The organism is Pseudomonas syringae group sp. 26L6, from assembly GCF_032587815.1.
In the GTDB taxonomy this organism is placed as follows: Bacteria; Pseudomonadota; Gammaproteobacteria; order Pseudomonadales; family Pseudomonadaceae; genus Aquipseudomonas; species Aquipseudomonas amygdali.
Map to the genome: position 1 here is coordinate 16,406 of NZ_JAWHPJ010000018.1, position 16,100 is coordinate 32,505.

Below are 16,100 nucleotides of genomic sequence, written 5' to 3' on the forward strand. Positions count from 1 at the left end.
TTTTATAGGGTTGCCGCATGATCGCGGCAGTGCTGGAAAACCCTTTCCAGCGATGTTGCGTCTTTGAGCAGGGCCGCGCTGCTGGCGATATCAGGGGCCAGCCAGCGGTCTTCATCGTAGGCCGGAACCCGCTCGCGCAGCAGTCGCCACGCAGCACCTGTACCCACGCCAAACCCTTGCGCCTTGAGGAATTCGAACGCCTGGGCCGCCAGCAAATACTCGATGGCCAGAATCTGTGTGACGTTGCCTAGCACTTTGTGCAGCTTGAGCGCGGCACTGGTGCCCAGGCTCAGATGGTCTTCCTGCAGGCCGGAGGTGACGTAGTTATCGACCACCGCCGGTTGCGCCATCTGGCGGTTTTCCGCGCACAGCGAGGCGGCGACGTACTGAACGATCATCATCCCCGAATTCACCCCTGGCTGGCTGACCAGAAACGCCGGCAGGCCGCTGACCATCGGGTTGATCAGGCGGTCGAGACGTCGCTCGGCGATGGAGCCCAGTTCTGCCAGCGCCATGCACAGCAGGTCTGCCGCCATCGCCACCGACTGGCCATGCGGGTTGGCCTGAGACACCACGCGCCAGTCATCGGGCGTGCCGAGCAGCATGGGGTTATCGGTGACCGAGTTCAGCTCGGTCTCGATCTGGCGAATGGCATGAGCCAACTGATCGCGGGTTGCGCCATGCACTTGGGGAATCGAGCGGATGCTCAGCGCGTCCTGGGTACGAATGCCCTGGCGGCTGGCAAGCACTTCGCTGCCAGCCAATACGCTGCGCAGGTTTTTGCCCACCTGCTGCATACCGGGATGCGGTTTGAGGGCAAGAATGCTCTCATCGAATGCATCCAACTGACCGCCCAGTGCTTCGAAGGTCATCGCGCCGATCACGTCGGCCCATTGGCTCAGGCGCTCGGCATCGGCGATGGCCAGGCAGCTCAGGCCGGTCATGCATGGCGTGCCATTGACCAGACACAAGCCGTCCTTGGCACCGAGAATTACCGGAGCCAGACCTTCTTCATTCAAGGCCTGCTCAGCCGGGACGATCTGCCCGCGATAACTGACCTGACCGACGCCCAGCAAGGTGATGCCGACGTGCGCCATGTGGGTCAGGTAACCCACCGAACCCTGCGATGGCACGTGTGGCGTAATGCCCCGATTGAGCAAGGCCAGCAGCGCTTCGACCACTTGCCGGTGAATGCCGGATTTACCCTGGCTGTAATTGAGGATTGCGGCGCAGATGATTGCGCGAGTCTGCTCGTCGGCCAGCGGCGCACCCACGCCGCAGGCATGGCTGAGCAGGGTATTGCGCGACAGGCGACTGAGCTGTTCGCCTTGCAGCGATACGTTGCACAGCGCGCCAAGCCCGGTGTTCACGCCATAGGCGCGTTCGCCGCTGACGACAATCTGCTGCACGATGGCCTGCGCGTTATCGATCCGCGCCCAGGCGGCATCCGACAACACCAGTTGCGCCTCATGGCGGGCCACGGCGACTACGTCCTGCCAGCCCAGCGGGGCTTCACCGATGACGATCTGTTCTGCTCGCGACATCTGCAACGGTCCTTAAAGGGTGGCCACGCGGCGCTGAACGAAACGGTCCACGTAATCGTCGGCGGGCGAGTGAAGGATTTCTTTCGGTGTACCGACTTGAATCAAGCGCCCGTCCTTGAGGATCGCGATGCGATTGCCGATGCGTACCGCTTCGTCCAGGTCGTGGGTAATGAACACGATGGTCTTGTGCAGGCTGGCTTGCAGTTCCAGCAACTGGTCCTGCATCTCGGCGCGAATCAACGGGTCGAGGGCGCTGAACGCTTCGTCCATAAGAATGATGTCGGTGTCGGCTGCCAGTGCTCGTGCCAGACCGACGCGCTGGCGCATGCCACCGGAAAGCTGGTGCGGGTATTTGTTTTCGTAGCCCTTGAGGCCTACGGTCGTTATCCAGTGCTGCGCGCGTTCCTGGCACAGCGCCTTGCTCTCGCCGCGCACTTTCAGGCCGTACGCGACGTTGGCCAGCACGGTCTTGTGCGGCAGCAGGCCGAAGCTCTGGAACACCATGCTGATCTTGTGCCGACGGAATTGGCGCAGCGCCTCCATGTCGTAGCGCAGGATGTCTTCACCATCAACCAGAATCTCGCCGCTGGTAGGGTCGATCAGGCGGTTGAAGTGGCGTACCAGCGTCGATTTGCCGGAGCCGGACAGGCCCATGATGACGAAGATTTCGCCACTGCCGATCGACAGCGACAGGTCGTTGACCCCGACCACGCAGCCAGTTTGCGCCAGTACCTGATCCTTGCTCTGGTTCTGTTTGATCAGCGCCAGTGCTTCCTTTGAGCGATTGCCAAAAATCTTGAATACGTTTTTAACGACGATCTTGTTCGGTTCCACGCTGCTCATTTGTGCGCCTCATGCCGTGGGCGGCCATAGGCCTGCGTGATACGGTCGATGACGACCGCCAGAATGACGATGGCCAGACCCGCTTCCAGCCCGCGTCCGACGTTGAGCGTCTGAATGCCCACCAGCACGTCTTCACCCAGCCCGCGTGCGCCGATCATGGAGGCGATGACCACCATCGACAGCGCCATCATGGTGGTCTGGTTGATCCCGGCCATGATGCTCGGCATGGCCAGTGGCAGTTGCACACCAAACAGCTGCTGCCAGCGGTTGGCACCGAAGGCGTTGATGGCTTCCATCACTTCACCGTCAACCTGACGAATGCCCAGGTCGGTCAGACGAATCAATGGCGGCGCGGCATAGATCACCGTGGCGAAGATGGCCGGGACCTTGCCCAGGCCGAACAGCATCAGCACCGGAATCAGGTAAACGAAGCTGGGCATGGTCTGCATGATGTCCAGCAACGGCATCAGCACCGAGCGCAGGCGATTGCTGCGCGCGGAGAGAATGCCCAGTGGAATGCCGATCAGTACCGCAATGATCGTGGCGACCAGCATCAGCGCCAATGTCTGCATCAGCTTGTCCCACAACCCGACCGCACCGACCAGAAACAGCAGGCCGACGATGACCAGCGTCGTGACGATCTTGCGTGTCGCGTGCCAGGCAATGCCGCCAACGATTATCAGCATCAGCCACCACGGCGCCATGCGCAGCAGGCCTTCGAGGTTGACGATGGCCCATAGCAGGGTGTCGGAAATGTGCCGGAACACATCGCCATACTGAGTCACCAGCGAGTCGACCCCGTCGTTGACCCAGTTGGCGATCGAGAAAGTGAAGCTTTCAGGAAACATAAGCGGCTCTCAAATGAGGTGTGTCGGGTCAACGTCAGGGCAGTCGGATTTGTGAGTCCGACTGCCCTTTCGTTTACAGCGAAGCGTCCACCTTTTTCGCGGCGTCTTCGCTGACCCATTTGTGCCAGACTTCGGGGTGCTCTTTCAGGAAAATCTTCGCCAGCTTCGGCGATTCGATACGTTCCTTGGCCATGCGCCCCAGGTTCTGGTTGAGCAGGTCGATAGGCAGGTTGACCTTTTCCAGGATGGCGACCAGTTCAGGGGCCTCATCGTGGAACACTTTGGACACGCCGACCTTGATATCGATCGTCTTGTTGACCCCGGCTTTCTCCTCCAGATGCACCAGGTCCACCTGGCCCATGAGCGGAGTCGGCGACCAGTAGTAGGTCAGGATCGGCTCGCCACGTTTGTAGCTGGAGAGAATAGCCGCATCCAGCGCAGGGCCGGTGCCCGGGCGGAAGTTGGTGTATTTGCTTTCCAGGCCATAGCTCTTGAGCATTTCGCTGTTTTCCAGCTCGCAGGTCCAGCCAGCCGGGCAGTTGTAGAAGCGGCCTTTGCCGGGTTCTTCCTGATCCTTGAACACCGCCGAATACTGGGCCAGATCGCTGATGGATTTCAGGTTGGGTGCCTTGGCTTCAAGCTTGCGTTTGGCATCGCCTTCGATCACATAGCGGGGCACGTACCAGCCTTCCACTGCGCCAACGATAGGCGCGCCGACACCGACCACTTTCCCGGCTGCGGCGGCCTTGTTCCAGACCTCACTGCGACCGACCCATTCTTCGGCAAAGATCTGGATGTCGTTGGTGCTCAAGGCGTTTTCCATGGCGATGGAATTACCGGGCAGGGCGTCAACGGTGCAGCCGTAACCCTTGTCCAGAACGACCTGCAGAATGTCGGTCAGCAGCATCGCGCTTTCCCAGTTAAGACCGGCGAATTTCACCGGCTTGCCTGATTCGCACCAGCCGGCAGCCTGACTTGCGCCTGCGCTGGCGAGCAGGCCAGCGGATACCAGGGTGGTCAGCAGGGCCTTTTTCATATTCATTATTGATGCTCCTAAGCCTGAAATGGATGACGGCAGCTTCAAGTAGGCATCCGGCCTGTGGGCATGTTCATGCCCGTTCCCCCGAGTCTGTCGGTTTGATAACCGCAGCCCCCTTAACGTCCGATCATCGGCAGGTTCAAGCCCTGCTCTCTGGCACAGTCGATGGCAATGTCATAACCGGCATCGGCATGGCGCATCACACCGGTGGCCGGGTCGTTATGAAGGACGCGGGCGATGCGTTCGGCGGCTTCGTCCGTACCGTCACAGACGATGACCATTCCGGAGTGCTGCGAAAAGCCCATGCCCACGCCGCCGCCATGGTGCAGCGAAACCCAGGTCGCGCCGCTGGCGGTATTGAGCAGGGCATTGAGCAGCGGCCAGTCGGAGACGGCATCGGAGCCATCGCGCATGGATTCGGTTTCGCGGTTGGGGCTGGCGACCGAACCGGAGTCCAGGTGGTCGCGGCCGATTACCACCGGTGCCGACAACTCACCACTGCGGACCATTTCATTGAACGCCAGACCCAGCTTGGCGCGCTGACCCAGACCGACCCAGCAGATACGCGCGGGCAAGCCCTGAAAGCTGATGCGCTCGCGGGCCATGTCCAGCCAGTTGTGCAGGTGATCGTCGTCGGGAATTAGTTCCTTGACCTTGGCGTCGGTCTTGTAGATGTCTTCTGGGTCACCCGACAGCGCGGCCCAGCGGAACGGCCCGATGCCGCGGCAGAACAACGGGCGGATGTAGGCCGGGACGAAACCGGGGAAATCGAAGGCATTGGCGACGCCGACTTCCTTGGCCATCTGGCGAATGTTGTTGCCATAGTCGAAGGTCGGAATGCCCGCTTGCTGGAACGCCAGCATGGCTTCGACGTGTTCGGCCATGGATTGCTTGGCGGCTTTTACGACATTGGCCGGTTCACTGACCGAGCGGACGCGGTACTCGTCCCAGGTCCAGCCTTTGGGCAGGTAGCCATTGAGCGGGTCGTGGGCGCTGGTCTGGTCGGTGACCATGTCCGGACGCACGCCGCGACGGACCATTTCCGGCAGAATTTCTGCTGCGTTGCCGCACAGGGCGATGGAGATGGCTTTGCCTTCGGCGGTGTATTTGGCAATGCGCGCCAGAGCGTCATCCAGATCAGCGGCCTGTTCGTCGACGTAGCGGGTCTTGATGCGGAAATCGATACGGCTCTGCTGACATTCGATGTTCAGCGAGCAGGCCCCGGCCAACGTCGCGGCCAGCGGCTGCGCGCCACCCATGCCGCCCAAACCTGCGGTCAGCACCCAGCGACCCTTGAGATTGCCGTCATAGTGCTGGCGTCCGGCTTCGACGAAGGTTTCGTAGGTGCCTTGCACGATGCCCTGGCTGCCGATGTAGATCCAGCTGCCTGCGGTCATCTGGCCATACATTGCCAGGCCCTTGGCATCCAGCTCGTTGAAGTGCTCCCAGCTGGCCCAGTGCGGCACCAGGTTGGAATTGGCGATCAGTACGCGCGGGGCGTTGCTGTGGGTCTTGAACACGCCAACCGGCTTGCCGGACTGCACCAGCAGGGTCTCATCATCGTTGAGCTGAGTGAGGCTTTCGACGATTTTGTCGTAGCACTCCCAGTTGCGCGCGGCGCGGCCGATGCCACCATAAACCACCAACTCGTTGGGGTTCTCGGCGACTTCCGGGTCGAGGTTGTTCATCAACATGCGCAGCGGCGCTTCGGTCAGCCAGCTTTTGGCTGTCAATTGAGTGCCGCGGGCAGCCCGTACGACGCCTTCGCGATGGCGGGTCCAGTCCTGCTTCAGGTCTTGATTATTCTCAGTCACAAAAAAATCCTCGGCGATCAATGCGAACCAGCCCGTTGAAGGGCGAACAGTGCCTGGCGAAGCAGGCCGATTCAGTCCAGTAGAAAGACAGAATGTCTAGCCTGTCTCTACTTGTACATACAAGCATATGCAATCAGAAGACCAACTTTGTCTGGCGGCTGTTCATTGATCGTTCGATGACCCTGCGGCTCAGTGTTTTCAGGGGTTAGCGGACTTTTCCGAGCTGGCGAACAATGTGTGAGGCGAGGTCAGGCGTGTTACCTGAAGCGTGATTTGCGCGCTTTTGGGGCGGCAGGTAACAGAATGGTGCGGTAAATGTGCGCAGGGTCGCAGGGTCAACATCGGTTATTTATAGGTGCCTGAAAAATCCCCGTTGGTAGGGCCTGAATTGTGTTGCCTGAGGATGGGAACGATCCCGCTCAAGCATGCGTCATACCCAAGCCTGAGCGAGCATTCACTGGCCCCCGATTAGTCTTTACGGGCACTTTCATGTTTAAATTGAACGCTCGTTCAAGTTAAACCGGTGGTTCGCTGCCCGCTCACAACAGGAGGCTTACCCTTGCCGTATCCGCTTTTTGCAGTTGGTTTTATCAGTCCGGAGGCACGCAACCGATGAGCTCTCCGAGTACTTCTTCAAGCGGCAACGTCCGCATGAACGCTCCAGTGTTCTACTTCGCTGCGAGCTTTATTCTGATTTTCGGCATCGTTGTCATTGCCTTCCCGCAAGCCAGCGGAGAATGGCTGCTGGCGGCGCAAAACTGGGCGGCCAATACGGTCGGCTGGTACTACATGATGGTCATGACCCTGTATCTGGTCTTCGTGGTGGTCACCGCCTTGTCGGGCTTCGGCAAGATCAAGCTCGGTGCCGACCACGACGAACCCGAGTTCAGTTACCTGTCATGGGCCGGCATGCTGTTCGCCGCGGGGATCAGCATCACGCTGTTCTTCTTCTGCGTTTCAGAGCCACTGACGCACCTGCTGCAACCGCCGCAGGGCGAAGGCGGTACGGCTGAGGCCGCGCGTCAGGGCATGCAGTTGCTGTTTCTGCACTGGGGCCTGCATGGCTGGGGCGTGTTCGCCTTTGTCGGCATGGCACTGGCCTACTTCGCTTATCGCCACAACCTGCCGTTGGCCCTGCGTTCGGCGCTGTACCCGCTGATCGGCAAGCGCATCAATGGCCCTATCGGTTACGCGGTCGACGGCTTCGGCATCATAGCGACCATTTTCGGCTTGGGTGCAGACATGGGCTTCGGGGTACTGCACCTCAATTCCGGTCTGGATTACCTGTTCGGCGTGGCACACACCCACTGGATTCAGGTCGGTCTGATTACCCTGATGATGGGCGCGGCGATTCTGGTCGCGATAGCCGGTGTCGACAAGGGCGTGCGCGTCATGTCCGACATCAACATGCTGCTGGCCTGTGCGCTGCTGCTGTTCGTGCTGTTTGCCGGCCCGACTCAGCACTTGCTCAACACGCTGGTGCAGAACATCGGTGACTACCTGGGTGCGCTGCCGAGCAAGAGCTTCGACGTCTACGCCTATAACGAACCGAGCGACTGGCTGGGTGGCTGGACCGTGTTCTATTGGGCCTGGTGGATTGCCTGGGCGCCATTCGTGGGTCTGTTCATTGCGCGTATTTCCCGTGGCCGGACCATCCGTGAGTTCGTCTTCGGTGTGTTGCTGATCCCGCTGGGCTTCACCCTGGCCTGGATGTCGATCTTCGGCAATAGCGCCATCGATCAGGTGCTCAACCACGGCATGACTGCGCTGGGCCAGTCGGCCATCGATGATCCGTCGATGACCCTGTACCTGCTGCTGGAAACCTATCCGTGGAGCAAGACTGTCATTGCGGTCACGGTATTTATCAGCTTTGTGTTCTTTGTCACCTCTGCCGATTCGGGCACGGTGGTGCTGTCGACGCTTTCCGCCAAAGGCGGCAACCCTGACGAAGACGGTCCGAAATGGCTGCGGGTGTTCTGGGGTGTGGCGACTGCACTGATCACCAGCGGCCTGCTGTTCTCGGGCAGTATCGATGCGCTTAAATCAGCGGTGGTGCTGACGTCGTTGCCGTTCTCGCTGATCCTGCTACTGATGATGTGGGGCCTGCACAAAGCGTTCGTCATGGAATCCCAGCGCCAGATTGCGCAACTGTATTCGCTGGCACCAGTGTCCGGCTCACGACGTGGCGGCTGGCGTCAGCGTCTGAGCCAGGCCGTGCATTACCCGTCGCGAGACGAGGTGTATCGCTTCCTTGACCAGACCGTGCGTCCAGCGATTGAAGAAGTGACAGCGGTGTTTGTCGAGAAGGGCTTGAGCGTGGTCAACGTACCTGACCCTTCCAACGACTCGGTGACCCTGGAAATTGGTCATGGCGAAGAGCGTCCGTTCATCTATCAGGTGCAGATGAAAGGCTTCTTCACCCCTTCGTTCGCCCGTGGCGGCATGGGTTCCAAACAGCTGAACAACCGCCGCTACTACCGCGCCGAGGTTCACCTGAGCGAAGGCAGTCAGGACTACGACCTGGTGGGCTACACCAAGGAGCAAGTCATCAACGACGTGCTCGACCAGTACGAACGGCATATGCAATTTCTGCATCTGGTGCGGTGATAGAGGATTAAGAGCACCTGTCGTTCCTCACGCTCTGCGCCGCGCCCCATGTTCAGGCGAGGACGCAGAGCGTCCAGAACGGCATGCGACGCGGAGCGTCGTACGATGGCTGAAGTCATCGTTCTACGCCCCCCAGCATAGGCTCGAGATTGCGTCGGGCTCATGTACTCTCGCGCTCTACCAACCTGCACTCCAGCAAATTCAGCCGTTGTATGTCTCCCTCCACCGGCAACACGCCAAGGCTTTCAAGCACTCGTGTTGCTGCCAGTACGCCGATCTCCAGTGCTGGCGGTTTGATGGTGGTCAGGCTAGGGAGCATCATTTCTGCGAAGGCGTAATCGCCAAAGCCCATCACGGCACAATCCTGCGGAATGCTCAGGCCTGCGCGCTGACTGGCGAGCAGGGCGCCGGCTGCCAGGTTGTCGTTGGCGAAGAAGATGGCGTCGGGGCGCGGTGTTTGGCTCATTAGTGTTTCCATGGCCTGTTTGCCTGCTTCGAACGGCGCCCGTCCGGCGTCCGGGACAAAGACCCACGGTTTGATGCCGAGCCCTTCAAGTGTGGCGATATAGCCGTCACGCCGCTCCAGTGCGCTGAAGTCGCCTGCAATGCTGTTCTGCACGAACGCGATGCGGCGGTAGCCCTTGTCGTACAAATAGCGGGCTGCCGTGACGCCGACGTCATAGTGAGAAAAGCCAATCTGGATCGGGCTGCGTTCGGGCTGGTGGTCCCAGGTTTCGATCACCGGGACATCGGTCTGCTCGATCATTTTCTCGGTAGCCGGGCTGTGGAAACGACTGGTCAGCACCAGTGCTGCCGGTGACCAGCCCAGAAACGCCCGCACTGCGCTTTCTTCCTGTTCGGCGGAAAAGTAGCTGGAGGCCAGCAGCAACTGGAAACCATGCTGGCTCAGCGTGTCACTGAAGCCCTGAATGGTGTTGGCGAAGATCGGCCCGGAGATGTTGGGAATCACCATCGCTACCACCCGGCTGCGCGCCGACGCCAGGCCGCCTGCCACCAGATTGGGCACATAGCCCAGCGCATTGACCACGGCTGCAATTCGCTCACGCAGTTCAGGCGAGACTTGCTCCGGCTGATTGAAATAGCGCGATACGGTAATGGCCGAGACACCGGCCTCACGCGCCACTGCCGTTATCGTCACCCGGCCTGCGCCTCGGCGTTTGCGTGTCGCAGGTTTCTCGTCGGCCATGCTCGATCACTTCGTATAAAAGTAAAAAGAATATAAAACTAATTTTTCAGTATTGGACGATCTATTCGCCGTTTCCTGATACTGGCGATGTTAGCGCTAACAAAGATGGTTTGTCTGCTACTCGCCACCGCGAATGCCCGGACCCCGGTTTAGTCAGCAATCAACAGGCGCCAGTGCGTATCGCATTGTCGGATCAGGGCATATTTCAGGTAGGCACGCAGATGCACACAACACGTGGGGATAGCGTCAAATACACACTTCTGGTGCAAGCCATCGATCAGGCTCATGTGGCGCGGGGGCGCCGTTATGGCTGGCTGTTGATGGGGCTTGCGGCGTTGCCATGGGTTCCGGCAATGGCAGATAACGCAGCAACGCAGAGCACTGAAACGGTAGCGCTGGAGTCCGTCACCGTAACGGCCACGCGCCGTGAAGAGTCGTTGCAAAAAGTACCGGTCGCAGTTTCGGTGATTCAGGGCGAGCAACTGGAGCGGGACAATCGCAACGGCGTGGCCAGCATCGTTCAGCAAGTGCCTTCGCTGAATTTCCGTACCGGTGCGTCCAACAAGGACACCTCGCTGTTCATTCGCGGTGTCGGCACCATTTCCACCTCGCCGGGTGTCGAGCCGACGGTGGCGACAGTGATCGATGGCGTGGTGTACGCGCGTCCGGGCCAGGCCACGCTGGACCTGCTCGACCTTGAGCGCATCGAAGTGCTGCGCGGCCCGCAAGGTACGTTGTTCGGTAAGAACGCCTCGGCTGGCGTGCTCAACGTCACCACCAAGGCGCCGACCGAAGAGACTCACGGTTACATCGATCAGTCGTATTACAGCGGCAACGAAAGCCGCACCCGTTTCGGCATCGGCGGCAGTCTGATTCCGCAGACCCTCAAGGGCTCGATTACCACACTGTTCGGCAGCTATGACGGCAACGTCGATAACAAGCTCAACGGTCATGAAGTCAACGGTTACAACCGTAAGGGCGCGCGCGGCAAGCTGGAATTTACACCCAACGACGACATCACCTTCACCCTTGCCGCGGACTACATGCAGTCCCATGATGACGCGCCCAATGGCGTAGTGAGCAAGGCGCTGACCCCAGCGTTCGCCAGTGCGCTGTCACCGGTGCGCGCCGACAGTGACAACCGTGATGTGCTCAGTGATTACCGCAGCCATGTCGAGGACGTCAACAAGGGCCTGTCGGGCCAGCTTGACTGGCAACTGGGCGATTACACCCTGACCTCCATCACCGCCTGGCGGGGCTGGGATAACACCCAGTATCAGGATGGCGACCGTCTCGGCACCGTCACCGCTGCATTCCCCGGCACCGAAGACAAAGGCGATCTGGAGTTCAATCAGTACTCTCAGGAGCTACGTCTGGCATCGCCAAAGGGCCAGTTTGTCGAGTATGTCGGCGGTCTGTTCTATATGCATGGCAAGAGCGACGAGACCTACCAGCGCACGCTCATCACGCCAACCCGTCAGGACCGTGGTATCGCCGATTACAGCACCACCACCGACAGCTATTCGGTATTCGGCGAAACCACCTTCAACTTCACCCCGGACTTCCGTGCGATTGCCGGGGCGCGCTGGACCCACGACGATCTGGAATACGACCATCGCCGCGTTTCGACATCGGCGACCACGGTCAGCGGCATTCAGCCTGCGACCAGCAGTTCCGGTTCGGTGGACGAGGATGGCAAGTCCGGTCGGCTGGGTCTGCAGTACGACCTGAACGACAGCGTGATGACCTACATCACCTACTCGCGCGGCTATAAAGGCCCGGCTTACAACGTGTTCTTCAACATGCAGCCGCGTGACACCGACGCTTTGAAACCGGAGACCTCGAACACTTGGGAAGTCGGGGTCAAGGCCACCACCTGGAACAATCGCCTGACCACCAACCTGGCGGTGTTCCATAGCGATTACGATAACTATCAGGCGAACTTCTTCGACAGCGTTGCCGGGCAGGTCGTTACGCGGCTGATCAACGCAGGCAGTGTCAGTACTGAAGGCGTCGAACTGGATTACGCCTTGCAGGCCACCCGTAACCTGAAATTCTCCGGCGCGCTGTCTTACACCAAGGCGCGCATCGACAGCTTTGCCTGCCCGGCCGGTGCAGCGGCGTCGTGCAACGTCGATGGCAAAACCCTGCCGTATAGCCCTGACTGGAAAAGCTACGTTCGTGCCGACTACACCATCCCGCTGGACAACGGTCTGGATATCGAGCTGGGCACCGATTACAGCTGGCAGAGCGAAGTGCAGTACGACATCAGCCAGAACCCGGACACCAAGCAGGGCGCTTATGGCATCTGGAATGCCAGCGTGGCATTGGCCGATTACAACAGTGGCTGGCGCGTGGCGCTGCTCGGCAAGAACCTGGCAGACAAGTCCTATTCACCGATGCTGGCCACGGGTGGCAGCTATGTTTACCGGTCTGTACCGCGTGATGACGAGCGTTATTTCGGCGTACAGCTACGCAAGGATTTTTGAGTCGTGGCACGCGGTAACACAGTAAGGAGTGAAGAATGAGCACGACTGCTCGACAGATGAAACTCGGCGCTTTTCTGATGGCCACCGGGCACCACGTTGCGGCTTGGCGTCACCCTGATGTGCCTGCCGATGCAGGGCTGGATTTCAAGCACTATCGGCACGTGGCCAGGGTCGCGGAAGCGGCAAGATTCGATACGTTGTTCGTGGCCGACAGCGTGGCTGCCGCCACCGGCGATATCGCCAGCCGCATGGCCCGTTCTGATCATTTCGAGCCGCTGACCCTGCTCTCGGCGTTGAGCGCGGTGACCGATCACATCGGTCTGATCGCGACGGCGACCACCACCTACAACGAGCCGTATCACGTTGCTCGCAAGTTCGCCTCGCTGGATCACTTGTCCGGGGGGCGAGCGGGCTGGAATCTGGTGACCTCCGATGCCGCCGCCGAAGCGCAGAACTTCGGTCGCGCCGAGCATGTGGGGCATGCCGAGCGTTATAGCCGCGCACGGGAGTTTCATCAGGTGGTGACCGGCCTTTGGGACAGCTGGGCAGATGACGCGTTTACCCGCGACAAGACCAGCGGTGAATATTACGACCCGGCCAAATTACATGTGCTCAATCATCACGGTGAGCACTTCAGTGTCAAAGGCCCGCTGAACGTGGCGCGCTCGCCGCAAGGGCAGCCCGTGGTCGTGCAGGCGGGTTCCTCTGAAGTCGGCCGCGATCTGGCGGCGCAGACCGCGGAAGTGGTGTTCACCGCACAGACCTCGCTGGCCAGTGCCCAGGCGTTTTATGCGGACATCAAGGGCCGCCTTGGCGCATACGGACGTGACGCAGATTCGCTGAAAGTCATGCCCGGCGTGTTCATTGTCGTGGCCGAAACCGAGGCGTTGGCGAAAGCGAAATTCGAGTCGTTTCAGGAGCTGGTCGAACCTCAGGTGGGTGTCGCGCTGTTGGGCCGTATGCTGGGCAATTTCGACCTGTCGGGCTACCCGATGGACGGCCCGTTGCCAGAGCTGCCGCTGACTGACAGCGGCCAGCGTAGTCGGCAGAAACTGCTCACCGAACTGGCCGATCAGGAAAACCTGACCCTGGCGCAACTGGGACGGCGGATTGCCGGTGGGCGAGGGCATTACAGCCTGATCGGTACGCCTGAGCAGATCGCCGATGAGCTGCAAACCTGGTTCGAACACGGCGCGGCAGACGGCTTCAACGTGCTGGTGCCGCATTTGCCGGGAGGTCTGGAAGACGTCGCGCAATTGCTGGTGCCGGAGCTACAGCGGCGCGGGCTGTTTCGTACCGAGTATGAGGGCACGACCTTGCGTGAAAACCTGGGCTTGCAACGGCCTGCTTACAAATTTTGATCGTTGCCGCATGCAAGTCCTGATGAGCGCAGAAAGCGGGCTTCTGCCCGCAGGGCGTGGGAGCGACCGGGGCGGTGGTCCGCATTGTTCGTGAAGACGGTATTTCAGACGATGAATTTTCAGTGCTTGTACCGGCCCTTTCGCGAACAAGTTCGCTCCCACGGCCTTCGGCCAGAATCAAAGGCAGATTTTTATACAGAATTAAGGGATCCCCCATGAAACCATTCACGTTTATCGCCGCCATTCTGGCTTTCAGTGGCCTGTTCGGGACAGCTGCTGCCGACGAACCTGACACGCTGCGCATTGGCTATCAGAAGGGCTCGATCACGCTGGTGCTGGCCAAGGAACATGGCCTTCTGGAGAAGCGCTTTGCTGCTACAAAAGTCAAATGGATCGAATTTCCGGCCGGGCCGCAGATGCTTGAGGCTTTGAATATTGGCAGTCTGGACATTGCGTCCACCGGTGACATCCCGCCGATCTTTGCTCAGGTCGCAGGCGCAGACCTGGTCTACATCGGCGCAGAACCGGCCAAGCCACAGGCGGAAACCATACTGGTGCGCAACGAAAGCCCGCTGCACAGCGTGGCAGAGCTGAAAGGCCGCAAGGTCGCACTTCAGAAAGGCTCCAGCTCGCATAACGTGGTGTTGCGCTTGTTGAACAAGGCAGGGTTGACGTTCAAGGATATTCAGCCGATTTACCTGACCCCCGCCGATGCCCGCGCCGCCTTTGAAAACGGCAGTGTCGATGCCTGGGCAATCTGGGACCCGTACTACTCCATCGCCCTGAACGAAGGCCATAGCCGCCTCTTGGCCAATGGCGAAGGGCTTGGACTGTCCGGGCCGTTCTATACCGCACGCCGGGCTTTTGCCGAGAAAAATGCGGCGTTTGTGCAGCAGGTTCTCGACGAACTGACGGTGGCCGATGGGCTGACTCGCTCGCAACGCAACGAAAGCATTCAGATCCTGGCGCGCAGCATGGGCTTGTCCGAAGCGGTCATCACTCAGTATCTTGATCACCGACCTGAATCACCCAGCCTGCCGATCACAGCCGAGATCGTGCGTGCGCAGCAGGCGACCGCCGATCTGTTTTACGACAACCACCTGATACCCAAGCGGGTCGATATCCAGCAGGTGGTCTGGCAAAAGCCATGATTCTCGCGTGGCGAGCAGACGCTTCTGGCTCGCCAACGCACCGCAAGACGCCTCGAATATCCCCCAGACAAGAGAGGATTCAATGACTTACATCGCTGCCGAAAATCGTTACAACGACATGCCTTATCGCCGTACCGGCCGCAGTGGGCTGGTGCTTCCGGCGCTGTCGCTCGGCCTGTGGCACAACTTCGGTGACAGCACGCCGATCGACACCCAGCGCGCCATGCTGCGCACGGCGTTCGATCTGGGCATCAACCATTTCGACCTGGCCAACAACTATGGCCCGCCCTACGGCAGCGCCGAGATCAACTTCGGTCGCCTGCTGCGCGAAGACTTCAAGCACTACCGCGATGAACTGATCATCTCCAGCAAGGCTGGCTGGGACATGTGGCCAGGGCCGTACGGGCAGGGCGGTGGTTCGCGTAAATACGTGCTCGCCAGCCTCGATCAGAGCCTGCAGCGCATGGGCCTGGATTACGTCGATATTTTCTACTCGCACCGCTTCGATCCGGACACCCCGCTGGAAGAAACCGCCAGCGCGCTGGCTACGGCAGTGCAGCAGGGCAAGGCGTTGTATATCGGCATCTCGTCGTATTCCGGGGCCAAGACCCGCGAAATAGCGGCGTTGCTCAAAGAGTGGAAAGTGCCGTTGCTGATTCACCAGCCGGCTTACAACCTGCTCAACCGTTGGGTCGAGAAAGACCTGCTCGACGCGACTGAAGAGCTGGGCGCTGGCGTGATCGCGTTTACTGCGCTGGCCCAAGGGCTGCTGTCGGACAAGTACCTGAACGGCGTGCCCAAGGATGCGCGGGTCAATCGTCCGGGCGGCGGCTCGTTGCAGGCTTCGCACCTGTCCGAGCAGAACATCGCCCACGTGCGTGCGCTCAACGAAATCGCCCAGCGTCGTGGTCAGAGCCTGGCACAAATGGCCCTGGCCTGGACGCTGCGTGACCCGCGCGTGACGTCAGCGCTGATCGGTGCGAGCCGTCCCGAGCAGATTGTCGAAAACGTCGGCGCGCTGAAGAACCTGGCGTTCAGCCCGGAAGAATTGGTCGAGATCGACAGCTTTGCGGTGGAAGGCGGAATCAACCTGTGGGAAAAACCATCACTGGCTGAGTGATGCGGTGCTGAGCTGCGCGTTACACGCAATTCCTGAGATGACTATCGTTCCCACGCTCCGCGTGGGAATGCAGTTCT

At 60.0% G+C, this 16,100-nt stretch carries 11 protein-coding genes; 5 read left to right on the forward strand and 6 right to left on the reverse strand.

The window, feature by feature from the left end; genetic code table 11:
* Positions 1-2 precede the first annotated feature (2 nt).
* From hutH to hutU, 5 genes are all read right to left on the reverse strand, one after another.
* Complete coding sequence (gene hutH, locus RYA97_RS07750) at positions 3-1,544, reverse strand: histidine ammonia-lyase (RefSeq protein ID WP_117140588.1); 1,542 nt, start codon at positions 1,542-1,544, stop codon at positions 3-5.
* A gap of 12 nt (positions 1,545-1,556) precedes the next feature.
* Positions 1,557-2,387: a glycine betaine/L-proline ABC transporter ATP-binding protein gene (locus RYA97_RS07755; protein WP_005781542.1), complete on the reverse strand. Its 831-nt coding sequence runs from the start codon at positions 2,385-2,387 to the stop codon at positions 1,557-1,559.
* A complete protein-coding gene (locus RYA97_RS07760; RefSeq protein ID WP_005745086.1) occupies positions 2,384-3,235 on the reverse strand; it encodes an ABC transporter permease in 852 nt (283 codons plus the stop codon). The genes RYA97_RS07755 and RYA97_RS07760 overlap by 4 nt, the downstream gene beginning before the upstream one ends.
* Before the next feature lie 73 nt (positions 3,236-3,308).
* On the reverse strand, positions 3,309-4,277 hold the full coding sequence (locus RYA97_RS07765) for an ABC transporter substrate-binding protein (RefSeq protein WP_005745087.1): 969 nt from the start codon (positions 4,275-4,277) through the stop codon (positions 3,309-3,311).
* Positions 4,278-4,390: 113 nt separating this feature from the next.
* Positions 4,391-6,088 carry a urocanate hydratase gene (gene hutU / locus RYA97_RS07770; protein WP_029241093.1) on the reverse strand — a complete coding sequence of 566 codons (1,698 nt, stop codon included), beginning with the start codon at positions 6,086-6,088 and terminating at the stop codon, positions 4,391-4,393.
* Positions 6,089-6,739: 651 nt separating this feature from the next.
* Here hutU and betT point away from each other — a divergent pair.
* On the forward strand, positions 6,740-8,695 hold the full coding sequence (betT, locus tag RYA97_RS07775; protein WP_004663279.1) for a choline transporter BetT: 1,956 nt from the start codon (positions 6,740-6,742) through the stop codon (positions 8,693-8,695).
* Positions 8,696-8,855: 160 nt separating this feature from the next.
* Here the strand turns inward: betT and RYA97_RS07780 are convergent, their stop codons facing one another.
* Entirely contained in the window at positions 8,856-9,902 is a 1,047-nt protein-coding gene (locus RYA97_RS07780) for a LacI family DNA-binding transcriptional regulator (RefSeq protein ID WP_057404920.1), read from the reverse strand.
* Positions 9,903-10,075: 173 nt separating this feature from the next.
* On the opposite strand from RYA97_RS07780, the gene RYA97_RS07785 reads away from it, so the two are divergent.
* The 4 genes from RYA97_RS07785 to mgrA all read left to right on the forward strand — a co-directional run bounded on the left by RYA97_RS07785 (position 10,076) and on the right by mgrA (position 16,023).
* Entirely contained in the window at positions 10,076-12,391 is a 2,316-nt protein-coding gene (locus RYA97_RS07785) for a TonB-dependent receptor (RefSeq protein WP_016982726.1), read from the forward strand.
* A gap of 35 nt (positions 12,392-12,426) precedes the next feature.
* Positions 12,427-13,752, forward strand: coding sequence for an LLM class flavin-dependent oxidoreductase (locus RYA97_RS07790; protein WP_016982727.1), 1,326 nt, complete (start codon positions 12,427-12,429; stop codon positions 13,750-13,752).
* A gap of 215 nt (positions 13,753-13,967) precedes the next feature.
* Positions 13,968-14,903, forward strand: a complete 936-nt coding sequence (locus RYA97_RS07795; RefSeq protein ID WP_005733877.1) for a sulfonate ABC transporter substrate-binding protein — start codon at positions 13,968-13,970, stop codon at positions 14,901-14,903.
* A gap of 82 nt (positions 14,904-14,985) precedes the next feature.
* The gene (gene mgrA, locus RYA97_RS07800; protein WP_016982728.1) at positions 14,986-16,023 is read left to right on the forward strand and encodes an L-glyceraldehyde 3-phosphate reductase; all 1,038 of its coding nucleotides are present in this window, start codon (positions 14,986-14,988) and stop codon (positions 16,021-16,023) included.
* Positions 16,024-16,100: the final 77 nt, after the last annotated feature.

Excerpts from the sequence above, each read along its gene's own strand:
- hutH (WP_117140588.1), bottom strand. The coding sequence starts at position 1,544 with ATGTCGCGAGCAGAACAGATCGTCATCGGTGAAGCCCCGCTGGGCTGG.
- mgrA (WP_016982728.1), top strand. The coding sequence starts at position 14,986 with ATGACTTACATCGCTGCCGAAAATCGTTACAACGACATGCCTTATCGC.
- betT (WP_004663279.1), top strand. The coding sequence starts at position 6,740 with ATGAACGCTCCAGTGTTCTACTTCGCTGCGAGCTTTATTCTGATTTTC.
- RYA97_RS07755 (WP_005781542.1), bottom strand. The coding sequence starts at position 2,387 with ATGAGCAGCGTGGAACCGAACAAGATCGTCGTTAAAAACGTATTCAAG.
- RYA97_RS07780 (WP_057404920.1), bottom strand. The coding sequence starts at position 9,902 with ATGGCCGACGAGAAACCTGCGACACGCAAACGCCGAGGCGCAGGCCGG.
- RYA97_RS07795 (WP_005733877.1), top strand. The coding sequence starts at position 13,968 with ATGAAACCATTCACGTTTATCGCCGCCATTCTGGCTTTCAGTGGCCTG.
- RYA97_RS07790 (WP_016982727.1), top strand. The coding sequence starts at position 12,427 with ATGAGCACGACTGCTCGACAGATGAAACTCGGCGCTTTTCTGATGGCC.
- RYA97_RS07765 (WP_005745087.1), bottom strand. The coding sequence starts at position 4,277 with ATGAATATGAAAAAGGCCCTGCTGACCACCCTGGTATCCGCTGGCCTG.
- RYA97_RS07760 (WP_005745086.1), bottom strand. The coding sequence starts at position 3,235 with ATGTTTCCTGAAAGCTTCACTTTCTCGATCGCCAACTGGGTCAACGAC.